30 protein-coding genes are annotated in these 25,705 nt (G+C 43.9%); 20 read left to right on the top strand and 10 right to left on the bottom strand.

Features of this window, described 5'->3' with window-relative positions:
- Positions 1-172: 172 nt before the first annotated feature.
- Together HZS85_RS07535 and HZS85_RS07530 are read right to left on the bottom strand one after the other, a co-directional pair.
- Positions 173-964, bottom strand: coding sequence for a DsbA family protein (locus tag HZS85_RS07535; protein ID WP_214854681.1), 792 nt, complete (start codon positions 962-964; stop codon positions 173-175).
- Positions 965-1,058: 94 nt separating this feature from the next.
- Positions 1,059-1,640, bottom strand: a complete 582-nt coding sequence (locus tag HZS85_RS07530; protein ID WP_290759465.1) for a CYTH domain-containing protein — start codon at positions 1,638-1,640, stop codon at positions 1,059-1,061.
- Between the two features lie 96 nt (positions 1,641-1,736).
- Between HZS85_RS07530 and yjbM the strand changes: the two genes are divergently transcribed.
- Genes yjbM through HZS85_RS07515 form a run of 3 tightly spaced genes read left to right on the top strand, consistent with a single transcriptional unit; the run spans position 1,737 to position 4,105 of the window.
- The gene (yjbM, locus tag HZS85_RS07525; protein ID WP_035396676.1) at positions 1,737-2,381 is read left to right on the top strand and encodes a GTP diphosphokinase; all 645 of its coding nucleotides are present in this window, start codon (positions 1,737-1,739) and stop codon (positions 2,379-2,381) included.
- A gap of 10 nt (positions 2,382-2,391) precedes the next feature.
- Positions 2,392-3,195 carry an NAD kinase gene (locus HZS85_RS07520; RefSeq protein WP_035406625.1) on the top strand — a complete coding sequence of 268 codons (804 nt, stop codon included), beginning with the start codon at positions 2,392-2,394 and terminating at the stop codon, positions 3,193-3,195.
- A 25-nt stretch (positions 3,196-3,220) separates the two neighbouring features.
- A complete protein-coding gene (locus HZS85_RS07515) occupies positions 3,221-4,105 on the top strand; it encodes an RluA family pseudouridine synthase (RefSeq protein WP_214854679.1) in 885 nt (294 codons plus the stop codon).
- Between the two features lie 53 nt (positions 4,106-4,158).
- On the opposite strand, the gene HZS85_RS07510 is transcribed toward HZS85_RS07515, so the two are convergent.
- Positions 4,159-5,328 (bottom strand): FtsW/RodA/SpoVE family cell cycle protein, encoded by a 1,170-nt coding sequence (locus tag HZS85_RS07510; RefSeq protein WP_035396680.1) that lies wholly within the window; start codon positions 5,326-5,328, stop codon positions 4,159-4,161.
- A 144-nt stretch (positions 5,329-5,472) separates the two neighbouring features.
- On the opposite strand from HZS85_RS07510, the gene fabI reads away from it, so the two are divergent.
- A complete protein-coding gene (fabI, locus tag HZS85_RS07505) occupies positions 5,473-6,246 on the top strand; it encodes an enoyl-ACP reductase FabI (RefSeq protein ID WP_029342212.1) in 774 nt (257 codons plus the stop codon).
- Between the two features lie 111 nt (positions 6,247-6,357).
- The gene (locus tag HZS85_RS07500; RefSeq protein WP_023468878.1) at positions 6,358-6,576 is read left to right on the top strand and encodes a hypothetical protein; all 219 of its coding nucleotides are present in this window, start codon (positions 6,358-6,360) and stop codon (positions 6,574-6,576) included.
- 4 nt (positions 6,577-6,580) lie between these two features.
- Here the strand turns inward: HZS85_RS07500 and HZS85_RS07495 are convergent, their stop codons facing one another.
- Positions 6,581-7,093: a YjcG family protein gene (locus HZS85_RS07495; protein WP_023468877.1), complete on the bottom strand. Its 513-nt coding sequence runs from the start codon at positions 7,091-7,093 to the stop codon at positions 6,581-6,583.
- A 145-nt stretch (positions 7,094-7,238) separates the two neighbouring features.
- On the opposite strand from HZS85_RS07495, the gene HZS85_RS07490 reads away from it, so the two are divergent.
- From HZS85_RS07490 to HZS85_RS07480, 3 genes are read left to right on the top strand one after another with little or no spacing between them, the layout of a single operon-like run.
- Entirely contained in the window at positions 7,239-7,781 is a 543-nt protein-coding gene (locus tag HZS85_RS07490) for a phosphatidylglycerophosphatase A family protein (RefSeq protein WP_034786059.1), read from the top strand.
- Complete coding sequence (locus HZS85_RS07485) at positions 7,781-8,401, top strand: phosphatase PAP2 family protein (RefSeq protein ID WP_214854677.1); 621 nt, start codon at positions 7,781-7,783, stop codon at positions 8,399-8,401. The genes HZS85_RS07490 and HZS85_RS07485 overlap by 1 nt, the downstream gene beginning before the upstream one ends.
- Positions 8,401-8,898 (top strand): hypothetical protein, encoded by a 498-nt coding sequence (locus HZS85_RS07480; protein ID WP_214854675.1) that lies wholly within the window; start codon positions 8,401-8,403, stop codon positions 8,896-8,898. Before HZS85_RS07485 ends, HZS85_RS07480 begins: the two co-directional genes overlap by 1 nt.
- A gap of 55 nt (positions 8,899-8,953) precedes the next feature.
- Here the strand turns inward: HZS85_RS07480 and HZS85_RS07475 are convergent, their stop codons facing one another.
- The 4 genes from HZS85_RS07475 to HZS85_RS07460 form a co-directional block, all read right to left on the bottom strand.
- Positions 8,954-9,829, bottom strand: a complete 876-nt coding sequence (locus tag HZS85_RS07475; protein WP_214854673.1) for a DegV family protein — start codon at positions 9,827-9,829, stop codon at positions 8,954-8,956.
- Positions 9,830-9,894: 65 nt separating this feature from the next.
- Positions 9,895-11,220 (bottom strand): branched-chain amino acid transport system II carrier protein, encoded by a 1,326-nt coding sequence (gene brnQ, locus HZS85_RS07470; RefSeq protein ID WP_214854670.1) that lies wholly within the window; start codon positions 11,218-11,220, stop codon positions 9,895-9,897.
- 347 nt (positions 11,221-11,567) lie between these two features.
- Positions 11,568-11,861 (bottom strand): hypothetical protein, encoded by a 294-nt coding sequence (locus HZS85_RS07465; protein ID WP_214854668.1) that lies wholly within the window; start codon positions 11,859-11,861, stop codon positions 11,568-11,570.
- A 247-nt stretch (positions 11,862-12,108) separates the two neighbouring features.
- Positions 12,109-12,840, bottom strand: a complete 732-nt coding sequence (locus HZS85_RS07460; protein ID WP_214854666.1) for a hypothetical protein — start codon at positions 12,838-12,840, stop codon at positions 12,109-12,111.
- 132 nt (positions 12,841-12,972) lie between these two features.
- On the opposite strand from HZS85_RS07460, the gene HZS85_RS07455 reads away from it, so the two are divergent.
- The 7 genes from HZS85_RS07455 (at position 12,973) to HZS85_RS07425 (ending at position 18,766) form a co-directional block, all read left to right on the top strand.
- A complete protein-coding gene (locus HZS85_RS07455; RefSeq protein WP_035406655.1) occupies positions 12,973-13,530 on the top strand; it encodes a GNAT family N-acetyltransferase in 558 nt (185 codons plus the stop codon).
- A gap of 8 nt (positions 13,531-13,538) precedes the next feature.
- Positions 13,539-14,252 carry an alpha/beta fold hydrolase gene (locus HZS85_RS07450; RefSeq protein ID WP_214854664.1) on the top strand — a complete coding sequence of 238 codons (714 nt, stop codon included), beginning with the start codon at positions 13,539-13,541 and terminating at the stop codon, positions 14,250-14,252.
- Between the two features lie 86 nt (positions 14,253-14,338).
- Complete coding sequence (locus HZS85_RS07445) at positions 14,339-15,430, top strand: conserved virulence factor C family protein (RefSeq protein WP_214854662.1); 1,092 nt, start codon at positions 14,339-14,341, stop codon at positions 15,428-15,430.
- Positions 15,431-15,789: 359 nt separating this feature from the next.
- Entirely contained in the window at positions 15,790-16,002 is a 213-nt protein-coding gene (locus HZS85_RS07440; protein WP_214854661.1) for a hypothetical protein, read from the top strand.
- Positions 16,003-16,080: 78 nt separating this feature from the next.
- A complete protein-coding gene (locus tag HZS85_RS07435) occupies positions 16,081-16,527 on the top strand; it encodes a BsuPI-related putative proteinase inhibitor (protein WP_214854660.1) in 447 nt (148 codons plus the stop codon).
- A 33-nt stretch (positions 16,528-16,560) separates the two neighbouring features.
- Positions 16,561-17,379 (top strand): ammonia-dependent NAD(+) synthetase, encoded by an 819-nt coding sequence (gene nadE, locus HZS85_RS07430; RefSeq protein ID WP_035406669.1) that lies wholly within the window; start codon positions 16,561-16,563, stop codon positions 17,377-17,379.
- Positions 17,380-17,494: 115 nt separating this feature from the next.
- A complete protein-coding gene (locus HZS85_RS07425) occupies positions 17,495-18,766 on the top strand; it encodes an FAD-dependent oxidoreductase (protein ID WP_214854658.1) in 1,272 nt (423 codons plus the stop codon).
- A gap of 69 nt (positions 18,767-18,835) precedes the next feature.
- Here the strand turns inward: HZS85_RS07425 and HZS85_RS07420 are convergent, their stop codons facing one another.
- Positions 18,836-19,231 carry a disulfide bond formation protein B gene (locus HZS85_RS07420; RefSeq protein ID WP_035406674.1) on the bottom strand — a complete coding sequence of 132 codons (396 nt, stop codon included), beginning with the start codon at positions 19,229-19,231 and terminating at the stop codon, positions 18,836-18,838.
- Positions 19,232-19,296: 65 nt separating this feature from the next.
- Here HZS85_RS07420 and HZS85_RS07415 point away from each other — a divergent pair, with 65 nt between their 5' ends.
- The 5 genes from HZS85_RS07415 (at position 19,297) to HZS85_RS07395 (ending at position 24,723) form a co-directional block, all read left to right on the top strand.
- A complete protein-coding gene (locus HZS85_RS07415) occupies positions 19,297-20,187 on the top strand; it encodes a transcriptional regulator CcpC (RefSeq protein WP_023468861.1) in 891 nt (296 codons plus the stop codon).
- Complete coding sequence (locus tag HZS85_RS07410; RefSeq protein ID WP_214854656.1) at positions 20,171-21,283, top strand: N-acetyldiaminopimelate deacetylase; 1,113 nt, start codon at positions 20,171-20,173, stop codon at positions 21,281-21,283. The genes HZS85_RS07415 and HZS85_RS07410 overlap by 17 nt, the downstream gene beginning before the upstream one ends.
- Positions 21,284-21,517: 234 nt before the next feature.
- Positions 21,518-22,915 carry a cytochrome ubiquinol oxidase subunit I gene (locus HZS85_RS07405; RefSeq protein WP_035406678.1) on the top strand — a complete coding sequence of 466 codons (1,398 nt, stop codon included), beginning with the start codon at positions 21,518-21,520 and terminating at the stop codon, positions 22,913-22,915.
- A 12-nt stretch (positions 22,916-22,927) separates the two neighbouring features.
- Positions 22,928-23,950 carry a cytochrome d ubiquinol oxidase subunit II gene (locus HZS85_RS07400; protein ID WP_035406681.1) on the top strand — a complete coding sequence of 341 codons (1,023 nt, stop codon included), beginning with the start codon at positions 22,928-22,930 and terminating at the stop codon, positions 23,948-23,950.
- 104 nt (positions 23,951-24,054) lie between these two features.
- Positions 24,055-24,723 carry a potassium channel family protein gene (locus HZS85_RS07395; RefSeq protein WP_214854655.1) on the top strand — a complete coding sequence of 223 codons (669 nt, stop codon included), beginning with the start codon at positions 24,055-24,057 and terminating at the stop codon, positions 24,721-24,723.
- Between the two features lie 37 nt (positions 24,724-24,760).
- Here the strand turns inward: HZS85_RS07395 and HZS85_RS07390 are convergent, their stop codons facing one another.
- Positions 24,761-25,537, bottom strand: coding sequence for a Cof-type HAD-IIB family hydrolase (locus HZS85_RS07390; protein ID WP_214854654.1), 777 nt, complete (start codon positions 25,535-25,537; stop codon positions 24,761-24,763).
- Positions 25,538-25,705 lie beyond the last annotated feature (168 nt).

Genomic DNA, 25,705 nt, shown 5'->3' with positions numbered 1-25,705 from the left:
CCCGAATTCCTCCGCCATAATCTGGTATCCGTCTCGTCCCGTCAGATAACGTTCAACGACCTTGATCTTAAATGCCTTCGTATATTTGATCATAAAAAACACCCCATAAAAGTTGGATTTTTATGTCCAACTTTTATGGGGCAGTTCACAGCTTCCACTGTCCTTTTTTGTATTAAGCATGTGCTGAATCTTTTAAATGACGCCATACTTTTCCATCACAATACGATAGAGAAGCACATTTCTGTTGTAAGACCAGTTTTTTTAGTTCGTGTTCAATCTGGGATTCAGGAGCGTCATAAATAAAGGCGATTTCAGCCGTAGTTGCTGTTTCATACCGTCTCAAGAATTGTTCAAGTGGTGGCTTCGGTTGTTTTTCAATCGTATGATCTAGCAGTTCACTTAAGATCGAAACATAGACCAAATACTCATAAGGTCCTTCAGCCTTAATGGCTTCCTCATCTCCAACGAAAGCGAGTGTCGGAAGAATTCGGACATCCCATTCCGTGACCAGTTCAGTCTCTTTCTCAAGCATTTGCTGAATCGTGTCCGACGAGACATCACGGTGGAATTCACCTAAATCCAGACCATACTCTGTCAATGCTTCGGCTAACCGCATCAATGATGGACGGCTGTAAGCACTCTCACCTTCGACATTATGAAGCATCCGAAGGCGTCGCATGAACCGCATACCAAACGTTTTTCCTTGAAGCTCGATTGCTTTTAGGATGACGAGTGGTGACATATCGCACGCGGAACGTGAAGGAGCACAAGGAATCGTAGCAATCGTGCGGAGACGAAAAAGATGACCATATTCTAGCTCTAATTTCTTGAGAACGGGTATCAACCGTAAACCGTCCGTTTGTGTCACATCTAGAAAATGATAGATTTCCAGAGGTTTCGTCGGTTGTTGAATCGATGGTTCGTCCAATGAACAATAAGATCCGTTACATTGTGCGTGTTCCATCCGTTCACCCCTTCCTGTTGTTATCGTTACCCTATTTTAGCAACGAAAAAAAAGAAAGAGCAAAGGTTTTGCTTGTTCAGTCCTACACGAAAATTCAAGTAAGCGCTTTACGTTCCATGAAGCGAACGATTTTATTTTTAGTTTTGCGCTGCGGAATATCGTGTGCTAAAAGAAGTCGCTCGAAATCCTTTTGCCCTTGTTCGAAGTTGCTGACCTCAAACTCTAACTCATAATCGGTATGTCCGAGATAGCGACTTTTATCAAGGACGAGTAAGCCTTCTGGAAGCACCGTCTCGATGCGTTCGGTTTCTAAACGTCCTAAATGTTCCAACGAACCTTGCAAGTCAAAAGACGACAACTGGTGATTCATCTCTTCGGAGTGAATCAGACCGTATTTGAATAGATCTTCCGCTTCACTTGCTGATAGTGTGACATGTGTTTCAAGCAATCCATTTTCATGAGGTTGTTTTAAAGTAAGGACGAGTCCTTGTTTTTTTTCACGTATCCGTAAGGCAGCACCTTTTTTTCGAAGTTCGAAATCAGGCGTATCAAAATAATCATTTGCTTGCCAAATGGGTTGTTTAGTTGACGCATAATGGGTAAATAACGATAGATATTCTTGTTCAGACAATAAGTTCTTGAATTCGATTTCCAATTCTTGTCTAATCGGAATCACGCCTTTCTAGTTGAATGTCTGAAAATATGATAACATGAATGAGGTAGGAACAGGCACTGAACCAATACTATTCGATTAAAAGTGGTGACAAATCAGATGACAAAAGAAAATTGGGATTTATTTCTTGCGCCGTATCAAATCGCGGTCGATGAGTTGAAAGTAAAGCTAAAAGCGATTCGTAAACAATTTCAGCAACGGGGAGAGCATTCACCGATTGAATTTGTCACAGGACGGGTCAAACCTGTAAAAAGCATTCTTCAAAAAGCAGAACGAAAAGCAATTGCGCGTGAATCATTGGAACAAGATATGCAGGATATTGCCGGATTACGCATCATGTGTCAATTCGTCGATGATATCATTCATGTTCTTGAACTATTACGTTCGCGCGGTGATTTTAAAATCGTCGAGGAACGTAACTACATCACTCAAAAGAAGGATAGTGGTTATCGATCGTATCACGTCATCATTGCTTATCCAGTACAGACGATCGAAGGTGAAGTACCGACATTAGTCGAGATTCAAATTCGGACGCTTGCGATGAACTTTTGGGCGACGATCGAACACTCGTTAAATTACAAGTACCAAGGGAACATTCCGGAAGAAACGCGTGAGCGCCTGCGGCGGGCGGCAGAAGCGGCATTTTTGCTTGATGCGGAGATGAGTCAATTGAAAGTAGAAATCCAAGACGCGCAACTCGTCTTTCAACGCGACGCTAAGGCGTCGGAACGATTAAAAGAGTAGGGGGATGACCATGCGTTTTGCAATCACGGCTCGTGATGATGAGCGTTCTCATGCGCTAAAACAACAACTCGAGCAGGCGTTGACGGAGCGGGGATGTGTGCTTGATGTCAGTCAACCGGAAATCGTCGTCTCAATCGGGGGAGACGGGACAATGTTACAAGCGTTCCATTCGTATCTCGATCAAGTAGAGACGATTACCCTTGTAGGGATTCATACAGGGCACCTTGGTTTTTATGCGGATTGGCGTCCTGAAGAGATGGATGAGTTGATTGATCATATCGCGAAGCAGGATTTAGCGACGGTCGAATACCCGCTGCTTGAACTATCAATTGACTATGCGGATGGCTCGCATAATCAACTGCTTGCTTTGAACGAGTGTACGATCAAAAGTTTCAATCAAACACTCGTCTGCGATTTATCGATTCGAGGCGACTATTTTGAGACGTTTCGAGGTGACGGGTTATGTATATCGACACCCTCTGGTTCGACGGCATATAACAAGGCGCTCGGCGGTGCGATCGTCCACCCGGCACTCGAAGCGATCCAAATTACAGAAATGGCTTCGATCAATAATCGTGTTTACCGGACGATCGGCTCACCGATGTTATTACCGAAACATCATGATGTCGAAATTCGTCCCGTCAATCCGATTGATTTTCAGATGACCTATGACCACTATGCTTCGATTGTCCATCAAAATGTGACATCGATCCGGTGTCGGGTATCAGATAAAAAAGTGAAATTTGCTCGTTTTCGTTCTTTCCCGTTTTGGCAACGGGTGCGGGAATCTTTCCTGGCAGACGAAAGACGTTGACGCAGTATGTAAAGGAAAGAGAAACATGAATGGATTTCAGCTACGACAGACGGTTACTGATATCGAGGATGGCTGGCGCGTCAGTCATTTTTGTACGACCCGTCTAGGTATCTCACGAAAAATGTTAGTATCAATCAAAAATCATGGAGATATCACGCGGAACGGTCATCATGTCAACGTCCACGACGTCTTGTGCGTGGGTGACCGCGTCCACGTCTTCTTCCCGGAAGAAACACCAGCACCGGACATGGTAGCGACAGAAGGGGAACTCGATATTTTGTTTGAAGATGATTGGTTACTCGTCGTCAATAAACCACCGGGGATGGCATCGATTCCGTCACGATTGCATCCGGAACACTCATTGTCGAATTATGTTCTTGGTTATTATCGAAAACAAGGAATTCCGTATGCGATCCATATCGTCAATCGACTCGATCGTGATACGAGTGGTCTTGTCTTGTTCGCGAAACACGGGCTTGCCCATCACCGGATGAGTCTCATGCAACGATCCAATGAATTAGAACGACATTATTTAGCGTATGCACCCGGAAACGTACCGGTACAAACAATTGATCAACCGATTGGTCAAACTGATCATTCCTTCATGGAACGGATGGTACGACCAGATGGTCAACGAGCCATCACACATATCTTAAATAGCCGTCTAGTTCGAGCCTTTGACCAAGAAATCTCATTACTCGATATCCGACTAGAGACAGGTCGGACACACCAAATTCGTGTCCACCTTGCTTTTCTTGGGCATCCTTTGATTGGCGATACGATGTATCAAGGGAACCCGTTACTTCCGCGTCAGGCGCTTCATAGTGCGTCAGCAACGTTCCTTCATCCTGCGACGGGAGAACAGGTTCGTTTTGAAGCACCACTTCCTGAGGATCTCCGACTGGAATGATAAAGTGCACAAATAAAAGGCAATGGACTTGGTCCACTGCCTTTTATTTGTGTTTAGTCTTCATCGAACATGGAAATCCGAGATTGAGAGGCGATTGCCATGATCAATCCTAGACCGACGAGGTTTACGATCATCGTTGATCCACCATAACTGATGAACGGTAGGGGAAGGCCTGTGATCGGTAAGACACCAATCGTCATCCCGATGTTTTGGAAAATTTGGAACGTAAACATCGCGACGTATCCTGTCACGATATAGGTACCAAATGGATCCGCTGTCTCGAGAGCAATCTGAATCAACCGATAGACGAACAGGAACAATACGATCAAGACGATGGCAGCCCCGATGAAACCGTAGTGAGAGGCAATCGTCGTAAAGATGAAGTCTGTATGCAATTCCGGAACGAACACTTGCAGTTTCCCGTATCCAACGCCGAACATTTGCCCTGAACCTGTAGCGTTGATTGCTTGGACGAGCTGGTACGACAGATCATCCGCATATTCGAACGGTTGCAACCAAGCCATGATCCGGTTCATCGCGTGACCTGGGAAAAAGGTTGCGAGTAAATCATTTTGGAAAAAGAACAGGTAAAAGAAGATGATGACGGCTCCTGCGAACAGACCGAACATCGTTAAAAGCCATTTCCAGTTTAGTCCGGATAACAACATCGCACATGCTAAGATGACGCATAGAATCAAACCGATCCCTAAATCGGGCTGAATGATGATAAGACCGAGCGGCAAGGCTGTAACCGCGACTAACTTGATAAGTAACAAGAGATCTCTTTCATGTTGAACATAACGCGCATTGTGCTCGGTAATGACGGCAGCGAGCGTCACGATCAAAAAGAACTTCATGAACTCAGCCGGTTGAACCGTACCGATAACGGGGAATTGATACCAACCGTATGCCCCTTTGATTTCAGTGACGATTGGTGTGTTTCGAAGAACGACAAGACCGATCAATGACACGATACCTGCTCCATATAAAAACCAGTGGAATCGCTTCAACTGTTCATAATCGATGAAAATGACGACGGATAACGCCATGAAGCCGATGACATACCATTGAATTTGTTTGGCAGAGAAGTTGATGGCACTGATCGCACCTTTAAGCGAAGGTTGTGCTGTATAGATGGCGATGATACTGATGACCATCAGACAGGCGAGTAAAAAAAGCAACGTATGATCATAACGTTGTGTAAATGATTTGAATCGATTCATTTCATCCCTACTTTCTATCTCTTTCTATATTACCGTAATTTATCAAATCCGCAATATCAAGAGCGATGGTTGACAGAAGCGTTACGTTTTTGTAACCTGAAGATAGGTTTTATTACCAGGTACTAATTCAAGGGGGACTTTATCATGAATATTTATCCTTCACTCGAAGGCAAGACGTACGTCGTCATGGGCGTCATTAATCAACGTTCGATTGCATGGGGTATCGCACGTGCGCTCGACGCTGCTGGAGCAAGCCTGGCATTTACATATGTCGGAGAACGTTTCAAGGCACCACTTGAAAAATTAGGACAAGAATTATCACGACCGGCTTCTTATTATACGTGTGATGTCACGAGTGACGAAGAGATTGAACAGGTCTTCCAAACGATTCATGCGGACCACGGTAAGATTTCAGGGATCGCTCACTCGATCGCATTCGCGGATAAAGAAGCGCTTCGCGGTGAGTTTTCTGGGGTAACGCGTGAACAGTTTGCGCAAGCACTTGATATCTCAGCCTACAGCTTAACAGCAGTCGTCAAAGCGGCGAAAGACTTCTTTACAGAAGACGCATCTGTCATCACATTGACGTACCTTGGTGGTGAGAAGATGGTTCCGAACTACAACGTCATGGGTGTTGCGAAAGCAGCATTAGATGCTAGCGTTCGTTATCTCGCTGCTGAATACGGACAGCAAGGTGTTCGTGTCAATGCGATCTCTGCTGGTCCGATCCGGACAGTTTCAGCAAAAGGTGTTGGCGATTTCAACTCAATCCTTGATAGCATCGAAGAACGCGCGCCACTTCACCGTAACGTTACGACGGAACAAATCGGTCAGAGTGGATTATTCTTACTTTCGCAAATGTCGAGTGGTGTAACAGGAGAAATCCTTCACGTCGATAGTGGATTCCACATTCTGTAATAGGTGATTTAGTGAACCGGGCTTCCCTTAGGAGGGGAGCTTGGTTTTTTTTGTGCTTAATCGGGGAAGTGTCAAATATGAACATGTTGAAGGAGAGAGGAAGTGCAGAGGATGAACGCAATCGATTTTACAGTCGTACAATATGTCAATCGTCAAGTACGTGTCGATCCACAGCTAAAGACTGAACCAGTCGCTCGAGTTCAACCGATACGCCCAACTGACCCTTACCGCGAACACGAAGCGGACGACTTTTTAGAAGAACAGGCAAATGCATACGGTGTATTACCAGAACTAAAACTTCCCGGTCGAAGCTTCGACCGGGAAGTTTAATCATTCATTGACCTGTGAAGCGGAATGTCTCATAGACACTCCAAGCACCGTTCTCCAGTTCATACAATAAAGCCATTTTCGTGACGTCCTCTTGGAAACGGATATCTTCCATCTTGAGACGTTCTAGTACATCGAACAGTTCGACATCCGACAGTTCTTGACCGATTGTGATGTGTGGCAAGAAATCGTATTTCGGCTTATGTTCGAGTGGTCCCGTATGCAAAGCGCGATGTAATTGTTCTAACTCATCCGTAGGCATTACTTTAAGGAACAAGACATTGTTCGTCGGATGGAACGAACGAGCTCCTTGGATGTGCAAATTGACAGGCTTCGTTTCGGACGCGATTCGATTCAACTCCGTCACGATGTGGTCTAATTCTGTCTCATCGACTTCCATCCGCTCCCGTAGCGTGATATGAGGTGTGATCAGTGCATACTTCGAGTCATATCTTTTTCGGTATGAATTTGCAAAATCTTGAACGCGTTTCGATGGAAACAATACAACCCCGATGTTCATCGAAAATCCCCTACTTTCCCCTGAAATGATAACGCTTTACAAAATAATCATGACGGATTCTGGCGTCGATGTCAAAGAAGTTTGAGAGGAGCTTCAGAATCCGTGTATACTAATGAAGTACTTTGTTGGAGAGGTGGATATAGTCATGAAGAAAACACATTCAAAAGAGGTCAAACAGGCAGCTATCGATAAGTTACACGAACGAGGGGTGACGATTCATGCAATTGCTGAGATCGTGTACCAAATGCAGGCCCCATACACAGTGGATCTGACAATTGAAACATGTGTCAGTTCAGTGGAACGTGTTCTTGAAAAACGTGAATTACAACATGCGATTCTCGTCGGAGCAGAACTAGATATCTTGGCGGAAAAAGGGTTATTATCAGAACCCCTCCTGTCCATCATCCAAAGCGATGAAGGGCTATTTGGCGTAGATGAGACGATTGCGATTGGTGCCGTCAACACGTATGGTTCGATTGCGGTTACGACGTTCGGCTATTTGGATAAAGCAAAGGTCGGTATTATCAAAGAACTCGATACGAAGCTTGGGGACGGAAAAGTCAACACGTTCATGGATGATATCGTCGCGGCCATCGCAGCAAATGCATCAGGGCGTTTGGCGCATCGTTTGCGGGATAAGGAAGATTATTCAGCAGAAGAATTAGAAGAACGTAAGGGGACATACTAATGCGGGGGGCAAGAGCGGCGTGGGTGGGTGCATCCATCGCTGTCGTCTTGTTCGTGATCATCGCCGTCTCGATTCGAATGACGGGCTATTTTTTATTTGACGCTCAATTATCGTCGTACATGTCTCAACATGTTCCAGGGGACTATGTCTCTTGGTTCACTCAACTAGGCTCTGGTCCTGGGGCGATGACAATGACGATGTTACTTGGAGTAGTGAGTTATGTCTTGTGGCGAGATCGTATCGCAAGTATTTGGTATGTATTGATGGCGATCTCTGTAGGAGCATTGAATCAAGTCGTCAAATTTGCCTTCGTACGAGAACGTCCTTCATTGAATGAGTTAGTTGGTGGTGTTGGCTATAGTTTTCCAAGTGGTCATTCCGCGATGGCATTCGCTGTATATGTAGGATTTCTTGTCGTCGCTTTCCGGCATTTAAAAACGACTGGCAAAGTAATCGTATCGGTGTTGACGATTGGGTTATTTCTTGCCATGGGAGCTTCCCGCATCATTTTAAACGTTCATTATTTTTCAGACGTCATCGGTGGTTATTGTTTTGCAGCGATTCTTTTATGTAGCTCCTATGCATTCATCGTCTCCCGCAGAAAAAAAGGAGTGTCTTAATGCTAGTATTAGATGTAGATCATAGTTTATTATTTGATGAAGAAACGATGCGTTCCATTGATAAACCGACCTTGCTTGTTGAGCGAGTCGCCGGACGACCGCGATTCATGACGTTGCGAGCGCATCTTAGATTAAAACGATTGGTCTCAATCAACGGTGTCATTCCGGTGACGAAACGAACGATGGAAGAATATCAGCAGTTGGAACTTTTCCAAATCGATGCGCCGCCTAAATGGGCAATCATTGCTAGTGGAGAGATATTGCTGAAAGAGGGAAAAGTAGATCGTCGATATGAAAACTGGCTTCGTCAATTTAAAAAGGAAAGCTCACTTGATTCTATCCTTGAGTATATTATTGAGATGGAACAAGTGTCGTTTGATGTATATCCTTCCGACACATTATCGAATCAAATCGCACTTCCGCACGAACCGATTCATCGTATGTTGGACGAAGCGATGTTGCTAGAAGAATTATTTCGTAAATACGAAGCAAAATAAAGAACCGGACAGTCTTTTTAAGGCCGTCCGGTTCTTTATTTTTTAATGTTAGGTATCAAGTTGTAGGTAGAGAAATGTCGTCGAACCAGAACACGCCGACCGTCTCAGCACCAGCATGTGCCAAGATGGAAGGACCGAATTGCGTGATACGAACGTTGATTTCAGGATGTTCCGTTACAATCAAACGTTTCAATTCTTCAGCAGCAGTATGAGCGAGCGTATGACCGATATATAGCGTTCGATCGTAGACTCCTTGTGCTGTCACTTTAGAAGTGATCTCGGTTATCATTTCCTTAAATGCTTTTTTGATCGAGCGTACCTTCTTGAAAGGAACAAGCTGTCCTTCTTCATTAAATTGAACGATCGGCTTGATGTTGAGCATGTTCGCTAATAAAAATTGACTTCCTGAAACTCGACCACTACGTCGCATCGTCTCCATATTTCCAATAATCAAATAAAAATGCGATTTGTGTTTAAACGTTTCAAGTGTCGACATGACTTCCTTTGGATCGTTACCAGCAGCTACTAGTCGCTGTGCGATCCGGACAAGTTCTTGTTGATTGGCAGCACCCGTGTATGAATCAATCGCATAGAGCGGGAAACCGACAGCCTCAGCTGCAGCGACCGAACTGGAGTAGGTACCACTTAAGCCACTCGTGATGTGAATCGCATATCCGTAATCATAACCGTCTTCGAGTAACTGTTCATATAGAGTTACGAAGTCACCAAAAGACGGTTGCGAAGTCGTAGGTGAAATTTTCGAATCATCCTGCATTTTTTGATTCAATTGTTCAATCGAGATATCGACATACTCCCGGTAAGACTCCCCGTTCAAGATGAGTAATGTCGGTATCACATGGACTCCGATTTTTTCAGCCTCTCCTGGCTCGAAAAAAGCCATGCTGTCGGTAATCCAAGCAATCTTATCCATGTATATGACGCCTCCATTAATATAACCATTTTGTTCATCATACCATAGCTACGAAAACGGAATCACTAGCTAGCGCGTTTTTGTGTGACTGAAGCGGTGGAAACGTGTCCAAACCATGAACTGATACCAAAGGCGATAAGTGTCGGAAATAACCATTCTAAACTTTGATCCACTAAAGGAAGTGATTGATAGAAGGTTTTGAGATTTCCCGGGAAAAGAGAGAGTTGGTTTAACGCACTACAAAGTGAGAAGAAAATCGTTACTCCAAGAGTGGACTGATAAACGACCGACTTGCGACGGAACAGATGACGCATGAATGTTAGTGCGATTAAGACGATGACGATTGGATAAAGGAACATCAACACGGGAACGGCAATTGATAACAATGTCTGTAATCCGACGATAGATACTGTGAGACCAAGAACAGTCGTGAAGATACTTGCTGTTTTTAATGTGATACGTGCAGAAAGAGTCATCATATATTCTGCAAATGCGGTGACGAGACCAACTGATGTCGTCAAGCAGGCAAGTAGGATCGCAAGACCAAGTACAGCTAAACCAATTGAGCCAAACGCTGTATTCGCATAATGCTGAAGAAGTGTCGGACCATCGACTTTTCCGATTGCGGCAAATGTATTACGTCCGATCATTCCGAGTCCGATATAGACGAGTGTCAAAGCAACCGCAGCAATCGTTCCAGCACGAGTGACGACTTTAAATTGTGCTGTTCGTTCATGAACGCCTCGACTTTTTAATGTATGAAGTACCACGACACCGAAGACTAAGGCGCCGAGTGCATCAAGCGTTAAGTATCCTTGAAGAAAACCTTGGATGAATGCTTGACCTGTCGTCTCATAGGCTTTGCTTGGTGAAGCGACACTTGAAAGTGGTGAGACGATGCTACTGATGCTTAACACAGCAAGTGCAATCAGCAATAAAGGTGTGATGAAACGTCCGATGATTTCAAGTAATTTACCAGGACGCAATACGAGGTAAAGCGTAGCAATGAAAAAGAGACTTGATGAGAGAACTAATGTCATTTGTGAAGGTGCACCGAGAAATGGTACAACACCGAGCTCATACGTGACAACCGATGTCCGAGGAATTCCGAAGAAAGGTCCAATGGCAACGTAGAGAGCAAACGTCAAGGCAGCACCTACAAAACGAGGGAGAGGGGCAGCAAGCGTTTTGATGCCGCCTCCGATGGATGCGACAGCAAGTAAGCCGAGCAACGGAAGACCAACACCTGTCACGATAAAGCCGAGGATGGCTGGGAGGAATTGTTTACTTGCAAGGGCGCCGAGTTCTGGTGGGAAGATTAGGTTACCTGCACCGAAAAATAATGCGAAGATCATAAATCCTAAAGCGAACGTATCTTTTGTCTTAAACATGTGTTGTCCTCCATTCATTCTAATTTCAATAAAAAAAGCCTCATCCACGATGTGCGTGGATAGGCGTCGTGTGATCAGACGCCTTGTCGAAATGACGAAAAGGGCCTGGTCTTCATCTTCTCAATCGAGAAATGAATCTTCAGTCCCTGGTCATAATCACAATCAGTCGTACTTGGATGAGCGATGTATATGTCATGTTTAAAACCTCCTGTTTGAATTTTTCTAAGGATAACATGAAGAATCTAAGAAAACAATATTTTCTGAAAATTTATCACCGAAGCTTTTAAACAGAAAAAAAACCTTAACTCAAGAATGGAAGTCTTGAGTTAAGGTTTTTCATACAAATGTCAGCTTGTCGCAATCAAGCGTATTTTTTTATGGCGTTTCAATTTATGGAGGAGCCAAGCGTGAACGACCTCACAGGATTGACGTGGTAACGTCAGTTCAACAAGCGATTCCTGCTGTTGCCCTTTAATGACGAAAAGTCCATTTTCTTCATCGACAGGGGCGATGGTCATTGAACTCGCTTCATTCAGCGACAGTTTCACTTCACCGAGTGTCGCATCCTTTAATTTGAGGATGTTCCCGTTCGTCACAAATTTCGTGAATGAGCCAATTCCGTTCACTTTTAACTGATCCATATTGAATTCCTCCTTTTGCTGATTCCAGTACCATCCCTACAAAAAAACAGGTCTAACTTCTATCTTAAAAAGGTTATCCTCATTATAGCGAAGTCCTCACAAGATGCTAGTCTTATTTTGTGTGAAAATTCGAAAAATTTTTTAACGATATTGTCACATTGTCCAGAATAACCGTAAAGAAGGAATCATCATTTAAAATTCAAATAGAACAAAAGCATCCTTTTCTAAAAGAAAAAGATGCTAAAGGTCAATTTAACTCAAAACTCCATTTCTTTTTTCGGCACACAAGCGTTCCACGTCTAAGAATTGATTCTTTCTCGGCTTCAAAATCTTCATGTAACACGCTCATGTCTTCATAACGGCCAGCCACATAGACAGGAATCGTAATATTTCTTGAAAAAACAGATCGCTTTGCGCTTTCGAAATCAATCAGGACCCCTTCTCCGAGAAAATGACGGATATGAATCATGATTTCAGCTGTTAAAGCAACAGAGGCAACGGATCGTGCGTGCTGTCGGAATTTTCGTTGCACAAGATCAGCAATCAATTGTTCGACGCTTGCCCAGTCTTTTAAGTAAACGGAAGCATGAAGTCCGTCATGCTCGCTAAAATAGACCAATTCATTTTCAATCGAATCAAGGAAGGGAAGTGGCATTCCACGTTTCATATGCATTAGAAATAATAATTCCGCGATTTCGACATCCGTTAATACGTCGAGTGAATGGGAGGAACGAATATCGATAGCGATCAATGGATGACGCTGCACATCCGTGGATTGTGAAAACTGTTCGATTTCATGCGCTTCGATATAATGTAGCATTGTCCGAAACGATTGTTTCGTCTGCTTGAAATCACTTCCTGAAATAAGCAAAGGACGCTTTAAATCGACGGCTGCGGCGAAATCAGAGAAATGCACCCCTGACATCGTCAAGCGTTGATTTTCTTCGTCCTCATATAAGTAAAGTAACGCACTTGACATACCACTTCGCTTCCTTTCCGTGACTAACTCATTCATAATTCAATAGTAGCAAAACTTCGAATTGCCTGAAAGGATATTTACTCCTGAAAACGGGCATACTACATAGAGAAGCATAAAGAGAGGTGATGGAGCATGTGGGGCTTGCGAAAGCCATTCCCGGAATTGCGAACCGAGCGCTTCGTATTACGTGAGCTCGAAAACCGTGACGCACGTGAATTGTTTAAAATCCTATCAGATGATGAAGTCATGTACTATTACGGATCAGATCCGCTTGTGACAGTCTATGAAGCAAAAAATGTCATCAGTTACTTCAAGGAACAGTTTACACAAGGTAAAGCGATTCGCTGGGCAATTGCTGATGCAGAAACGAATCAATTGATCGGTACGATTGGTTTTCATAACTGGCTTTCCCAATACCATCGAGCTGAAATTGGCTTTGAAGTCAGTCAAGAGTATTGGCAACGCGGGGTGGCTTCCGAAGCGGCTCGAGCTGTTCTGACTTACGGATTTGAGGAATTCGCTCTCCATCGTATCAGTGCTCTCGTAGCACCTGAGAATCTTGCTTCCAATGCATTGGTTCAAAAATTAGGGTTTCAAGCAGAAGGATTATTAGAAGATTATGCATATAGTCATGGTCGTTTCATGAACTTGACGATGTACCGTATGCTCGCATCTGAGTGGAAGGGATGAGGTAGTCAATGGAAAAACAAACACTTGTACTCCTACATGGATTTACAGGAGGGACAGATTATTTTAATCGGGTAGAGGCAAATTTACGACATTCTTTTGAAGTTTTACCGTTGAGTTTACCAGGACATGAAGGACTGGATGTCGGACCTGATACGATTGAGGGGTTCGCAGAATGGGTCATGGATGATCTAGAGCGACGTGGTGTTGAAAAGCCAATCATCGTTGGTCACTCTTTTGGCGGGTACATCACGGCTGCAATCGTGGAAAGGTATGCCGACCAAATCAGTGGATATGGTCTCGTTTACTCAACGGCGAAAGCAGATGATGAACAAGCGAAACAAAAACGAAATCAAAATATCACGCGCGTCGAAGAAGTTGGAGTAAGAGAATTTGTCAATGGTCTTGTTCCGTCCTTATTTGCGGAAGGAGCCGATGAATTCGCTGTTGCTGAAGCACTTGAAATTGGGTATATGATGACCGTCGAAGGAGCCATCCGTGCACTCTCTGCGATGCGAGATCGTCGGGATATGACGAAAGCTTTAACGAAAGCAAACGTAAAAGGTGTCATCATTCATGGTACGAAGGATCCATTGATCTCAGAGGAAAGTGCGTTTGCACCAACAAATGATCATCTCATACATCGGTCAACAGACAGTGGACACATGGGGATGCTTGAGACACCGGATGCCTTCGTTGCAATTATCGAAGAAGCATTCAAGTAAGTTTTTGCCCTACGGTCATGTCTGTAGGGCATTTGCTTTGCATTTCAGATTAGATATCTGAAATGATAGAAGTGGAGGGGATACACATGAAAATCGTAGCGATTGAACCAACACCAAGTCCAAATAACATGAAAGTCATCGTTGATGAGATCTTTTCGGAAAAGGGGCAGACATTCGAGCATGCCTTTGGCGCACCGGAACACATTCAGCGATTACTTGAAATACCTGGCGTTAAGTTTGTTTATCAGGTCAGTGACTTTTTATCGATCGAGCGTTATCCGAAATATGATTGGCGTTCGCTTGTCATCGATATACGACGTGCGTTCGGTGAAACGTTAAATGACGTTGAACAGCACGAGACAGATGCTGAGTATGAGCCAGTCCATTTATTTGTACAGTTCATTTTAGGCGTACCAATGCAAATCAAAGGTGTGAAAGGCTTAGAAGAAAAACGAGAAGGGTTGCCAGAACGATTCCGAGAAGCAGCGCTATTCGTCCAACCGTTCGTTCAGAATGTCATTAGCGATCGACGCTGGGTGGAACAAGCACCTCGATACGGTGACCTTGACGAAAGTTTGCGTGAAGTAGCGAATGAGATTGAGATCGCATATCCAGTCGAACGTATCGAACGTCTCAAGTCGCTCGCAGCAGGGGAAGATATTGCCTTTAGTGGTCAAGCTATTCGTTCGTCTGATTGGAAAGAACGATTCGCGGCGCTCGATGAACTGCCTGTTGAAATGGAATGGGTTCCGGCGTATGCACGATTATTACAGGATGAAAAAATGCAAATTCGTCGTCAAGCAATCGTAAAGCTTGGGATGTTCGAAGAACATCGGGAAGAATTACTAGAGTATCTGACAAGTGCACTCCATGATCCATCAGGTATCGTACGACGAACAGCAGGTGATACGATTTCGGATTGGGCGATGCCAGAGGCTGAACCAATGATGATGGAGGCTTTGACGGATAAAAATAAACTAGTACGTTGGCGGGCTGCTCGATTCCTGTTCGATGTTGGAACAGAACAGTCGATTCCAAGACTGCGTGAAGCGAGCCGAGACCGAGAATATGAAGTCGCTTTACAGGCGGAACTCGCCTTGACTCGAATCGAAAGTGGGGAAGAAGCACTAGGGACGGTCTGGCAACAAATGAATCGAATGATAGATGAAAGTTCATGAGAACTCAAAATAATATTGTGTGAAAGAATCATTCGACAAAATGAGCCATCGATTGTCTAGGTATATTTTCCCTGTTATCTAAAAATGATGGTAAAATAATCAAAATTATGTTGTCATCTTTTTGAAATCGAAATGAAATGTGTTGGAAACGCTCGTAAAAACGCTTGCATGCAACAACTATGTAGATTATTCCAAAATATCCCTGTTTGAACTGAAATATTGTTTTGAAATGAAATGTCGAATGACTATTCTCTTCTTTTTTCATCTCTTTGATACAGTAAACCTACAACAACGAATTCGAAGCATGTAGGTCATCTTTTGGCTTGGCATATGAATGAGAAAAGGGGAGAATCGGGGATATGTTACTTTTCGCTGAAACTGATTTAGCAGTAGGATACAAGGAACGGACAACAACAGGGGTATATGTCACGATCGAAACAATGGACAGTCGTACGATTACATTGGTTGCACCAGCAAACGCGGCAGAAGATATCTGTGACGAACTGTTTGCGACAGGTTTAGAGCAATTGTTTTCATTCAAGATGAATCCATCTACTTTACCTGTAGCATAAGAGATGAAATGTGCGAGAGAGGAAATCCTCTCTCGCTTTTTTTTGTGATAAAATTGATTAGATAAAAGGAGGGATGAAATGAAACGTCTCGTTTTCATTCTGTTGCTGCTTACTGTTTGTTTAGCAGGTTGCCAAGAAAAGAAACAACAGGCAACAAAAACCATGAACGAACCGATTCAGATTGCAGTCAAAACGACAAAGCAAGACAGTATGATGCAATTAGACATTTCCTTAACAAATCCAAATGATCACAGTGTAAACGTGACATACCCTTCCTCACAACGATTTCAGGCTCAATTGATTGATGCGAAACAACACGTAACGTATGATTTTGAGAAAGAACAAGTATTCACGCAAGCGATTGAAAAGGATACGTTCACAAAACGCGAAACGAAACAGTACACGGTGGAATTACCGATCTCCTCTTTAGGTGATAGCAAGGAAATTCGCGTATCGACAATCCGCCAGTTCAAAGGAGCAAATGCAAAACAAACGACGGATCAACAAATGATTGATTCAAAATGACGATCAAAACGATGTGAAGGAGTGAATTTATTCATGCAACAAGAAATCATCCAAGTAACAGGCGTTAAACCTATCATTGATCCAGCCCAAGAAGTAAACGAGCGGGTAGCCTTCTTGAAGGCGTATCTCAAGCATACAGGGGCGAAGGGATTCGTATTAGGCATCTCCGGGGGACAAGATTCAACGCTCGCAGGTCGTCTATGCCAACTGGCAGTTGAAGAGTTGCGAAAAGAAGAGGGACAAGATGTCTCATTTTATGCGGTCCGCTTGCCTTACGGTGAACAACAAGATGAAGCAGACGCACAGGCAGCCTTGACTTTTATTCAACCGGATCATTCGCTTCGTGTGAATATCAAACCAGCGGTCGAAGCATCGATGCGGGCATTCGAAGAGGCGACAGGTGCAGAACTTTCAGACTTTAGCAAAGGAAATACGAAAGCGCGAGAACGAATGAAGAGTCAATATGATTTAGCTGCTCATTATGGCTGTTTAGTCGTTGGAACGGATCATGCAGCCGAATTCGTGACGGGATTCTACACGAAACATGGGGATGGTGCATGTGATTTAACGCCATTAACGGGACTGAATAAACGGCAAGGGAAACAACTCTTACGTTACTTGAACGCCCCAGAAGTCTTGATTGAAAAAGTTCCGACAGCAGACCTTGAAGAAAATCGTCCGGCACTACCAGACGAAGTGGCACTCGGAATGACATACGAAGAAATTGATGATTATTTGGAAGGTAAGTCGATTTCAGAAGCAAGTCAAGAAAAGTTAGAGACGCAGTATAAACGTGTTGGACATAAGCATCATATGCCCGTCTCACCACTTGATGAATGGTGGAAAGCATAATCAAAAATAAGAAGATATGATTTCATGATTGAAATCATGTCTTTTTTCATGTTCTTCGATTCTTCTCCGGTCGTTATGGGAAAAGAAGAGAAACGATGGTTGAGGAGGCGAGAGTATGACGATTGGGATCATAGGTGGAGGGTTATCCGGATTGACAGCAGCGGCATTATTTGCAAAACAAGGAACACCGGTCACGCTCTGGGATGCTGGATTACTCGGAGGACGTGCCACCTCTCAAACCGTAAAGGGCTTTACATTTAATTACGGTGCCCATGCGATTTATGGACGCGATCAATCAATTCTTCGCAAATTAACGAAACAACTCGGTATCGAAGTGACGTGGCTTGATTTTTCAGCGAGTCGTGCGAAATATGAATTTTCAGGTCATTTGACGGCTGTTCCTGCGAATGCCTGGGGACTACTGAAAACAGAAGTCATCGAAGGAACGAACAAAGTACGTTTTACATGGGAGATTATTAAAACGATTTTACGAGTCGAACGAGGGAATCCGCAACAATCCATCGGGCAATGGTTAAAAACAGAACGCGTCGATGAACAAGTGGCACAGTTGATGCTTGATTTGGCATCAACGAATTTTTTTACGGCAGAACCAGAAAAAATTCCATCAGATGTCTATTTCGAGTATTATCAAAAGCTTTTTCGGACGCGAAAGCCTGTCTCATACATCGAAGGGGGTTGGCAAGGGTTAGTACAGGAATTGGAACGGATCATCCTAGAGAACCGCGGAGAGATCTTGAAAAAAACAAAAATAACAGCAGTCGAATTGACTACGACAGGATTCTTGGTACGTGATCGAAAAAAACAAGAATGGAATGTGGAACGGATCATCTTTGCCGTACCACCACGTGAAATCTTAAAAATGGCGACTCCAACGACGATCCAAAAATTCGTGACACCGCATGCGAGTCATGAACCCGTCGAAGTTTTCGTGTATGATCTCGGACTTCAGCCTTATATCCAAACACCGTATTCATACATCTACGACCGTTCGCATCGAGCGTTCATCACGGATTTATCGCATTATGATGCAAGCCTCGCACCAAAGGATGGTCAAGTCCTTCAAGCAATCGCTTATCTTGAACACGATCGACTTGAGGATCCTGATTATATCGGACATGTTCGAAAGGGAATCGAACAGATGCTTGACGTTCATTTCACAGACTGGAGAGAACGTATCGTTGCAGAACGAACGATTAAACGAGCAGTCGTACAAGAAATCAAATGGAAAATGGGGCAAGGTCCTCTTGCGACTCAAATTCCGGGACATGCAGGTGTCGCTTTCGTCGGAGACTGGTGTGAAGGGACGGGACAACTCTCAGAGCTTGCGTTCTCAAGCGCCGTAAGTGTTTTCAATCGATGGACGTGATGTAAAATGACGAAAGAAGGAGAAGCCGAATTGACTTCTCCTTCTTTGTATTGACCAAAGATTCATATCTTACGCTTCATTGTTCGAACGTGCTGGATAGAACGCCAGAATTAATAGTAATGTAAAGGCAATGAGACTCATCATCGGAATCGTCAAGAAACCGAAATAGTTGACCCATTTGATGAGACAGCCACTCGAACATAACGCTTCGCCATCGGGTAAACGCTCAAGGATGACATGGTACAAGGCGACACCAAAGCCGGCAAGCACATATAGGCGTACAAAGAGTGGATCGATCGTTTTCGACCGGAATAAGGAAATAAGTAAATAAAAGGCTGTCGTATACATGAATAGTCGTTGCCACCAACAGAGAGGGCAAGGGATGAATCCACGAATTTCACTAAAATAGAGACTGCCAAGCGTTGCAATCGTTGAGATGATGAACATAAAATGATAGCGTGTCATATGTATCGTCCTTTCTAACGTGTTAAACTAATGCCATCTTATATCATGAGGAGTCGAATCTCACATTGCAAGTGTCGGAAATGGAAATGTTGATCACTTTATCGGAAGAATTGAATATGAGGCGAGCTGCTGAACGATTATTCGTTTCACAACCTGCGCTTAGTCAACGTCTTGTTGCGATTGAGAGACGCTGGGGAACCAAACTATTCATTCGTTCATCGCGTGGCTTAAGCATCACACCGCAAGGAGAAAAAGTGATTGGTCTCGCAAAAGAGATGAATCGGAAGGAACTGGAACTAAAAAGTGAATTGACAGCAGAAGAGGGAGCCGTGTATGGAACACTTCGAATTGCTGTCGCCTCCATCATGGGGCAATATTGGCTTCCCCGTGTCTTAAAACGATTCGTCGAGCGTTATCCGCATGTGCGTGTCCAGTTGGTCACCGGATGGTCAAGTGAGATGATGCGTCATATGTTAGAGGAACACTTTCATATCGGGATCATTCGTGGAAACCCGGACTGGAAAGGTGTTAAAGAGCGCCTTTTTTCAGACCCGCTCTATCTAGTTGATAGTGAGTTGACGTCGATTGAACAATTGCGTGTGACGGATCGCCCGTTCATCCAGTTCAAAAGTGATTCGACGTACTATCAAGAAATTTTAGAGTGGTGGCAAGATCGGTTCGCAAGTCCCCCATCTCGGACACTGGTCGTCGACCAAATCGAGACATGCAAACAGATGGCGTTACATGGCATCGGTTTTGCGATCTTACCTGAGTCGACGATTCAGCAATCGAATGAAGTCATGCAGCTTCCGTTGAAGACATCATCCGGAAAAGTACTGAAGCGAGATACTTGGATCTTGTCCACGGAGTCGATGCTTGAATTAAAACAAGTCCAAGCTTTTTGGGACATCGTAAAAGAAGAAGGAGGAAGTCAGTCAGATGGAATACGCCATTGAAATGCGGCGCGCGCTTCATAAAATACCGGAACCCGGGTTCAAGGAATTTAAGACGCAAGCTTTTATATTGGAACAAATTCGTGCATATCCGCCAGATCGTGTCACATATGACACGTTCGAAACGGGTGTTTTCGTTCGAGTGAAAGGATTGACTGGAAACCGAACGATCGGGTATCGCGCAGATATTGATGGGTTACCGATTGAAGAAGCGACAGGGCTTCCGTATTGCTCAGAACACCCAGGGTTCATGCATGCATGTGGTCATGACATGCATGCCTCGATTGCTTTAGGGTTGATGAAACGGATCGTTGAACTACCAGTCATGGATGATGTCGTCTTTTTATTCCAACCGGCAGAAGAAGGACCGGGCGGGGCGGAGCCGATGATTAAAAGTCCGTTATTTGAAAAATATCGTCCGAGTGAGATGTATGGTCTTCACGTTGCACCGGAATATCCAGTCGGTACGATTGCTAGTCGTCCAGGCGTACTGTTCGCGAGTGCTCGAGAAGTTCATATCACGATCTATGGTCAAAGTGGTCATGCGGCTTTTCCTCATTTGACGATTGATACAGTTGTTGCGCAAGCAGCCTTGATCATGCAATTGCAAACGATCGTCAGTCGATCCATTAATCCGATGAATTGTAGTGTCATCACGATTGGGAAAGTGGATGCAGGTATTCGTGAGAATGTCATTGCTGGTAGAGCGGTTCTTGACGGAACGATGCGTGCGCTAAACGGCGAAGACATGGAAAAACTCGAACGTCGTGTCCGTGACATCATTCGAGGAATCGAAGCTTCGTTTGGTGTTAAAATCGATCTGCAATTCGGTAATCGCTATTATGAAGTCGTCAACGACCGGCAAATCGTGGATAAATTCTCATCATTCGTCAAGATGAATGCCAACTATATCGAATGTGACGCGGCGATGACAGGGGAAGATTTTGGTTTCATGCTGAAAGAGATCCCAGGGATGATGTTCTGGCTCGGCGTCGATAATCCGACATCTGGTTTGCATCAACCAACATTAAACCCGGATGAATCAGCCATTTCTTTTGTCATTGATTTACTTGACCATTATTTCCGAGAGTATGTTTAAAAGTTTTTATGAAATAATAAAGGATATAAAGCTTTCCCTTTCGAATTCAGGAATGGGAAAGTTTTTAATATATGTAGGAATAAGAGTTTTCGAACATTTTGTGAAAAAAATCACGTGTATATGTGAACAATTTGTTACATCAAACATTATAAACAGACACAAAGGGTTATGTTCTCTATGATACGGTTATAGACCATATAGAGAAGTATGTTTTAGGAAGAGGGGGCTAAATACATGTTCAATGATCCCGTAGTGCTCAGTCGATTGTTGACAGGGCTCACACTAGCGTTTCATATTATTTTCGCGACGATTGGTGTCGGAGTACCGCTCATGGTACTGGCAGCTGAATTCATCGGTCTGAAACGCAAAGATCCAGATTATATCTTATTAGCAAGACGGTGGACGCGTGGATACGTCGTTACCGTAGCGGTCGGTGTCGTAACAGGGACGGCAATCGGCTTGCAACTATCATTACTTTGGCCGTCACTCATGCAAGTAGCGGGTCAAACAATTGCTCTGCCACTATTTATGGAGACGTTCGCGTTCTTCTTTGAAGCGATTTTCCTTGGTATTTACTTGTATACGTGGGACCGGTTCAAAAATCCGTGGTTGCACTGGTTGATTGGGATTCCAGTCGTCATTGGTGCGACAGCATCAGCGTTCTTCATCACGACAGTCAACTCCTTCATGAACTCACCAGAAGGATTTAAGATCGTTAATGGTACGTTGACGCAAATCGAACCATTAAAAGCAATGTTTAATACAGCGACACCGACGAAGGCGACACACGTCATCGTTTCAGCTTACTTGACTGTTGCCTTTATCTTGGCAGCAATCGCGGCGTTCCATTTGCTTCGCAAAAAGACACTCTCAGCAGCAGAGACGGCATATCATAAGAAAGCTCTTCGTCTCACTGTCATGGCTGGTCTGATTTTCGCGTTCTCGACAGCACTTGTCGGTGACTTCTCAGGGAAATATTTAGCGAAATACCAGCCAGAAAAACTAGCAGCTGCGGAATGGCATTTTGATACGACAAATGAAGCAGAATTGATTTTTGGTGGGATACTTGATCAGCAAGAAGACGGCAGTTATGAAATCAAAGGAGCCGTCAAAATCCCATATGCGCTCTCAATTCTTGCAGGTGGGGCTCCGAATACGGAAGTCATCGGTTTAAACGAATTCGCAAAAGAAGATCAAGCACCACTGATCGTCCACTATTTCTTTGATATCATGGTATCGATTGGGATGTACTTGACTGCTATCTCTGCTTTGTTCATCTTGGCATTCCGATTGAAAAAATTGAATCCATATAATAAGTGGATTTTACGAGGGGTGTTCATCGGTGGTCCGTTAGCGATGATTTCAATCGAAGCGGGATGGATGTACGCTGAGATTGGTCGTCAACCTTGGACGCTTTACGGTATCATGCGAACAGCGGACGCGGCGACGACTTCAACAGCGGTTGGTCCGATGCTCATTTTATTCAGTGCATTGTACTTGTTGCTTGGCACGATTTGTACGGTCGTCTTATTACGGATGTTTAAGAAAAACACGGTTGGAAAAGAACTTCAAGAACTTGCTGAAAACCACCATGCACGCGGTGAAGCAATGTTCGTGGATGATAACAAGTAAGGAGGGAACGATTTGGACGTTCAAACACTAGGGATCACGGTCCTTTGGACTTTCCTGTACGGATATCTCATCGTTGCCTCAATTGACTTCGGTGCTGGATTTTACGCCTTTTATTCAAAATATACGAAGCGGGATCATCTGACGAATCGATTGATTCTTCGTTACCTCTCTCCTGTTTGGGAGGTAACGAATGTCTTCTTCGTATTCTTCTTCGTAGGACTAGTTGGGTTCTTCCCAGACTCCGCTTACTATTTCGGTACGGCACTACTCGTACCAGCGTCAATTGTTCTTGTCTTGATTGCGATTCGTGGTAGTTTTTATGCGTTCGCCAATTATGGATCAAATGACAGCATGTTCTACACATTTTTATATGGAGCGACAGGGTTGCTGATTCCTGCTGCGATGTCGACGACATTGACGATCAGTCAAGGTGGTTTCATCCGCAAAACGAATGATACAGTTGAGTTTTTAGGAACGAAATTATTTTCGAACTTTTACTCGTGGACGGTCGTAGCGCTCGCTATCGTATCTGTCTTATACATCAGCGCGATGTTCCTCTTATTCTACGCGGATAAAGCGAAAGATGAGGGAGCTACGCCGCTTATTCGGAAATGGGCACTCTTCTGGAGTGGACCAACAATCCTCGTCTGTGCGCTCGTCTTCTTTGGACTGAAGAACCAAGCAGCATGGCATTATGAAAATATCCTAAACGGCAACTGGTGGTGGTTCGCTGCTAGTTTCTTATTTTTCCTCATTGCCGTGACACTCGTCTATATGAAGAAAAACTATGGCATCGCGTTCGTCGCGGTCATGCTACAATATGCAGTCGCGTGGTTTGGTTACGGATATACACACTTGCCGTATATCTTGTATCCATATATCGATATCAACAAAGCAGTCGTAAACGAAACGATGGCTTCCGCACTCGTCGTCGTTTTCATCTTCGGACTTTTACTCTTAATTCCGGCGTTGTATTTGATTTTACGGCTCTTCTTGTTCGATAACGATTATGTACGTGGAAAATCATCAAAATAATGAATGGATAAACGCCTCTGCGATTCGCAGAGGCGTTTATAGTATTTTTAAATTGAATCGGGTACACTACTAAGGAAGAGCGATTGTGAAGGAGAGTTGTGAAAATGAATGGAGAGTTTGCAGTAATCGGACTAGGGCGTTTTGGTGGCTCGATTGTCCGCGAATTATCGAAAAACGGCTATGATGTCTTGGCAATTGATTCCGATGAGGAACGTGTCAACGAATTCATGGGGATTGCGACACATTCTGTCATTGCCGATACGACCGATGAGAACGTTTTAAAAAGTTTGGGGATTCGAAACTTTGATCATGTCATCGTCGCTATTGGGGAGAACATTCAAGCGTCTATCTTGACGACGTTGATCTTAAAAGAGCTTGGTGTACAATCGATCACCGTCAAAGCAACGAATGATTACCATGAAAAAGTATTGCGAAAAATCGGAGCGGATTTCATCGTTCACCCTGAGCGGGATATGGGGGTTCGGATTGCGAACGGATTGATGAGTTCGAATATCCTTGATTACTTAGACTTATCACAAGAATTTTCAATCGTTGAGATTAAAGTCAGTGATCAGATGGCAAAACAAACCTTAATTGATCTCGACTTACGAAGTAAATATGGAGCAAACGTTGTCGCCATCAAACGGGGTGAAAATGTCATGATCTCCTTGCAGGCAGATGAAGTCATTGAAAAAGGCGATTATCTCGTCGTCATTGGTGAGAATGAAGATCTTGATCGCTTAGAACGCGCGATTCATAAAGTAAAGAATTAAAAAAAGCTGAGGCATGCCTCAGCTTTACATCTATCTATTAGATGAGTTGGAATTCTTTAAGTCCATGTGCGATACCGTCTTCAAGAATAGGTTTCGTGACATAATCGGCAGCGGCTTTTGTTTCCGGAAGTCCGTTGCCCATTGCAATACCAGTCCCGACATAGCGTAGCATTTCAAGGTCATTGAGAGCATCTCCAAAAGCAAAGGTATCCTCGCGGCGAATGTTTGTCAATTTCAAGAACTGTTTGATGCCTTCTGCTTTCGAGGAACCGACGTTGATGACATCCATCGCATGGGGATGCCAGCGAATGAAATCAAAAGCATCGTAACGTTTGATGTAATCTGTTTCTTCTTCTGCCGTACAGTAGACAAGCGTTTGGAACACATCGTGAGACAAGAAGGCTTCTTCATCGTGAAGCGGTAACGGCATGTCGAGATCACCGAGCGAATCAACGACATGAAAATCATTTGATTTCGTTGTAAAACCTTTTGTTTCGCCAAGATAGACAAGCGTATGTCCGTTTTCCTTTGCTTGTTGCGTCAAATGTGTCAGATCGACTTTAGGTTGTGGACGTTTGTAGATGATTTCGTTTTGATGAACCACAATTTGCCCGTTGTAACCGATGATCGTATCAATGTTGAGCAACTCACGAATCCCAGATAACATTGCGGGACCGCGTCCAGTCGCGAGTGCTACATACACACCGTTTTCTTGAAGTTGACGAATTGCCTGTTTTGTTGATTCCGGAACGAAATGACCATCATGCAATAAGGTTCCGTCGATATCGAAAAAGACGACTTTCTGATTTGCCATGGTTTCACCTTCTCTTTTTAATTGGTCGAAATGACCTGTTCATGTGAAAGTATAGCATAACCAAAAGCGTGTTGCCGGAAGGGAACATGCGGAATAAGGATGAAAAATAGTCCATGTATCGTGTATACTGTACTAAGGACAAAAAACAATGTACTGATAAGGAGTTGC

The sequence above is a fragment of the Exiguobacterium sp. s130 genome (genome assembly GCF_018619055.1).
Classification (GTDB): Bacteria; Bacillota; Bacilli; order Exiguobacteriales; family Exiguobacteriaceae; genus Exiguobacterium_A.
This window is presented reverse-complemented; position numbering and strand designations above follow the sequence as displayed.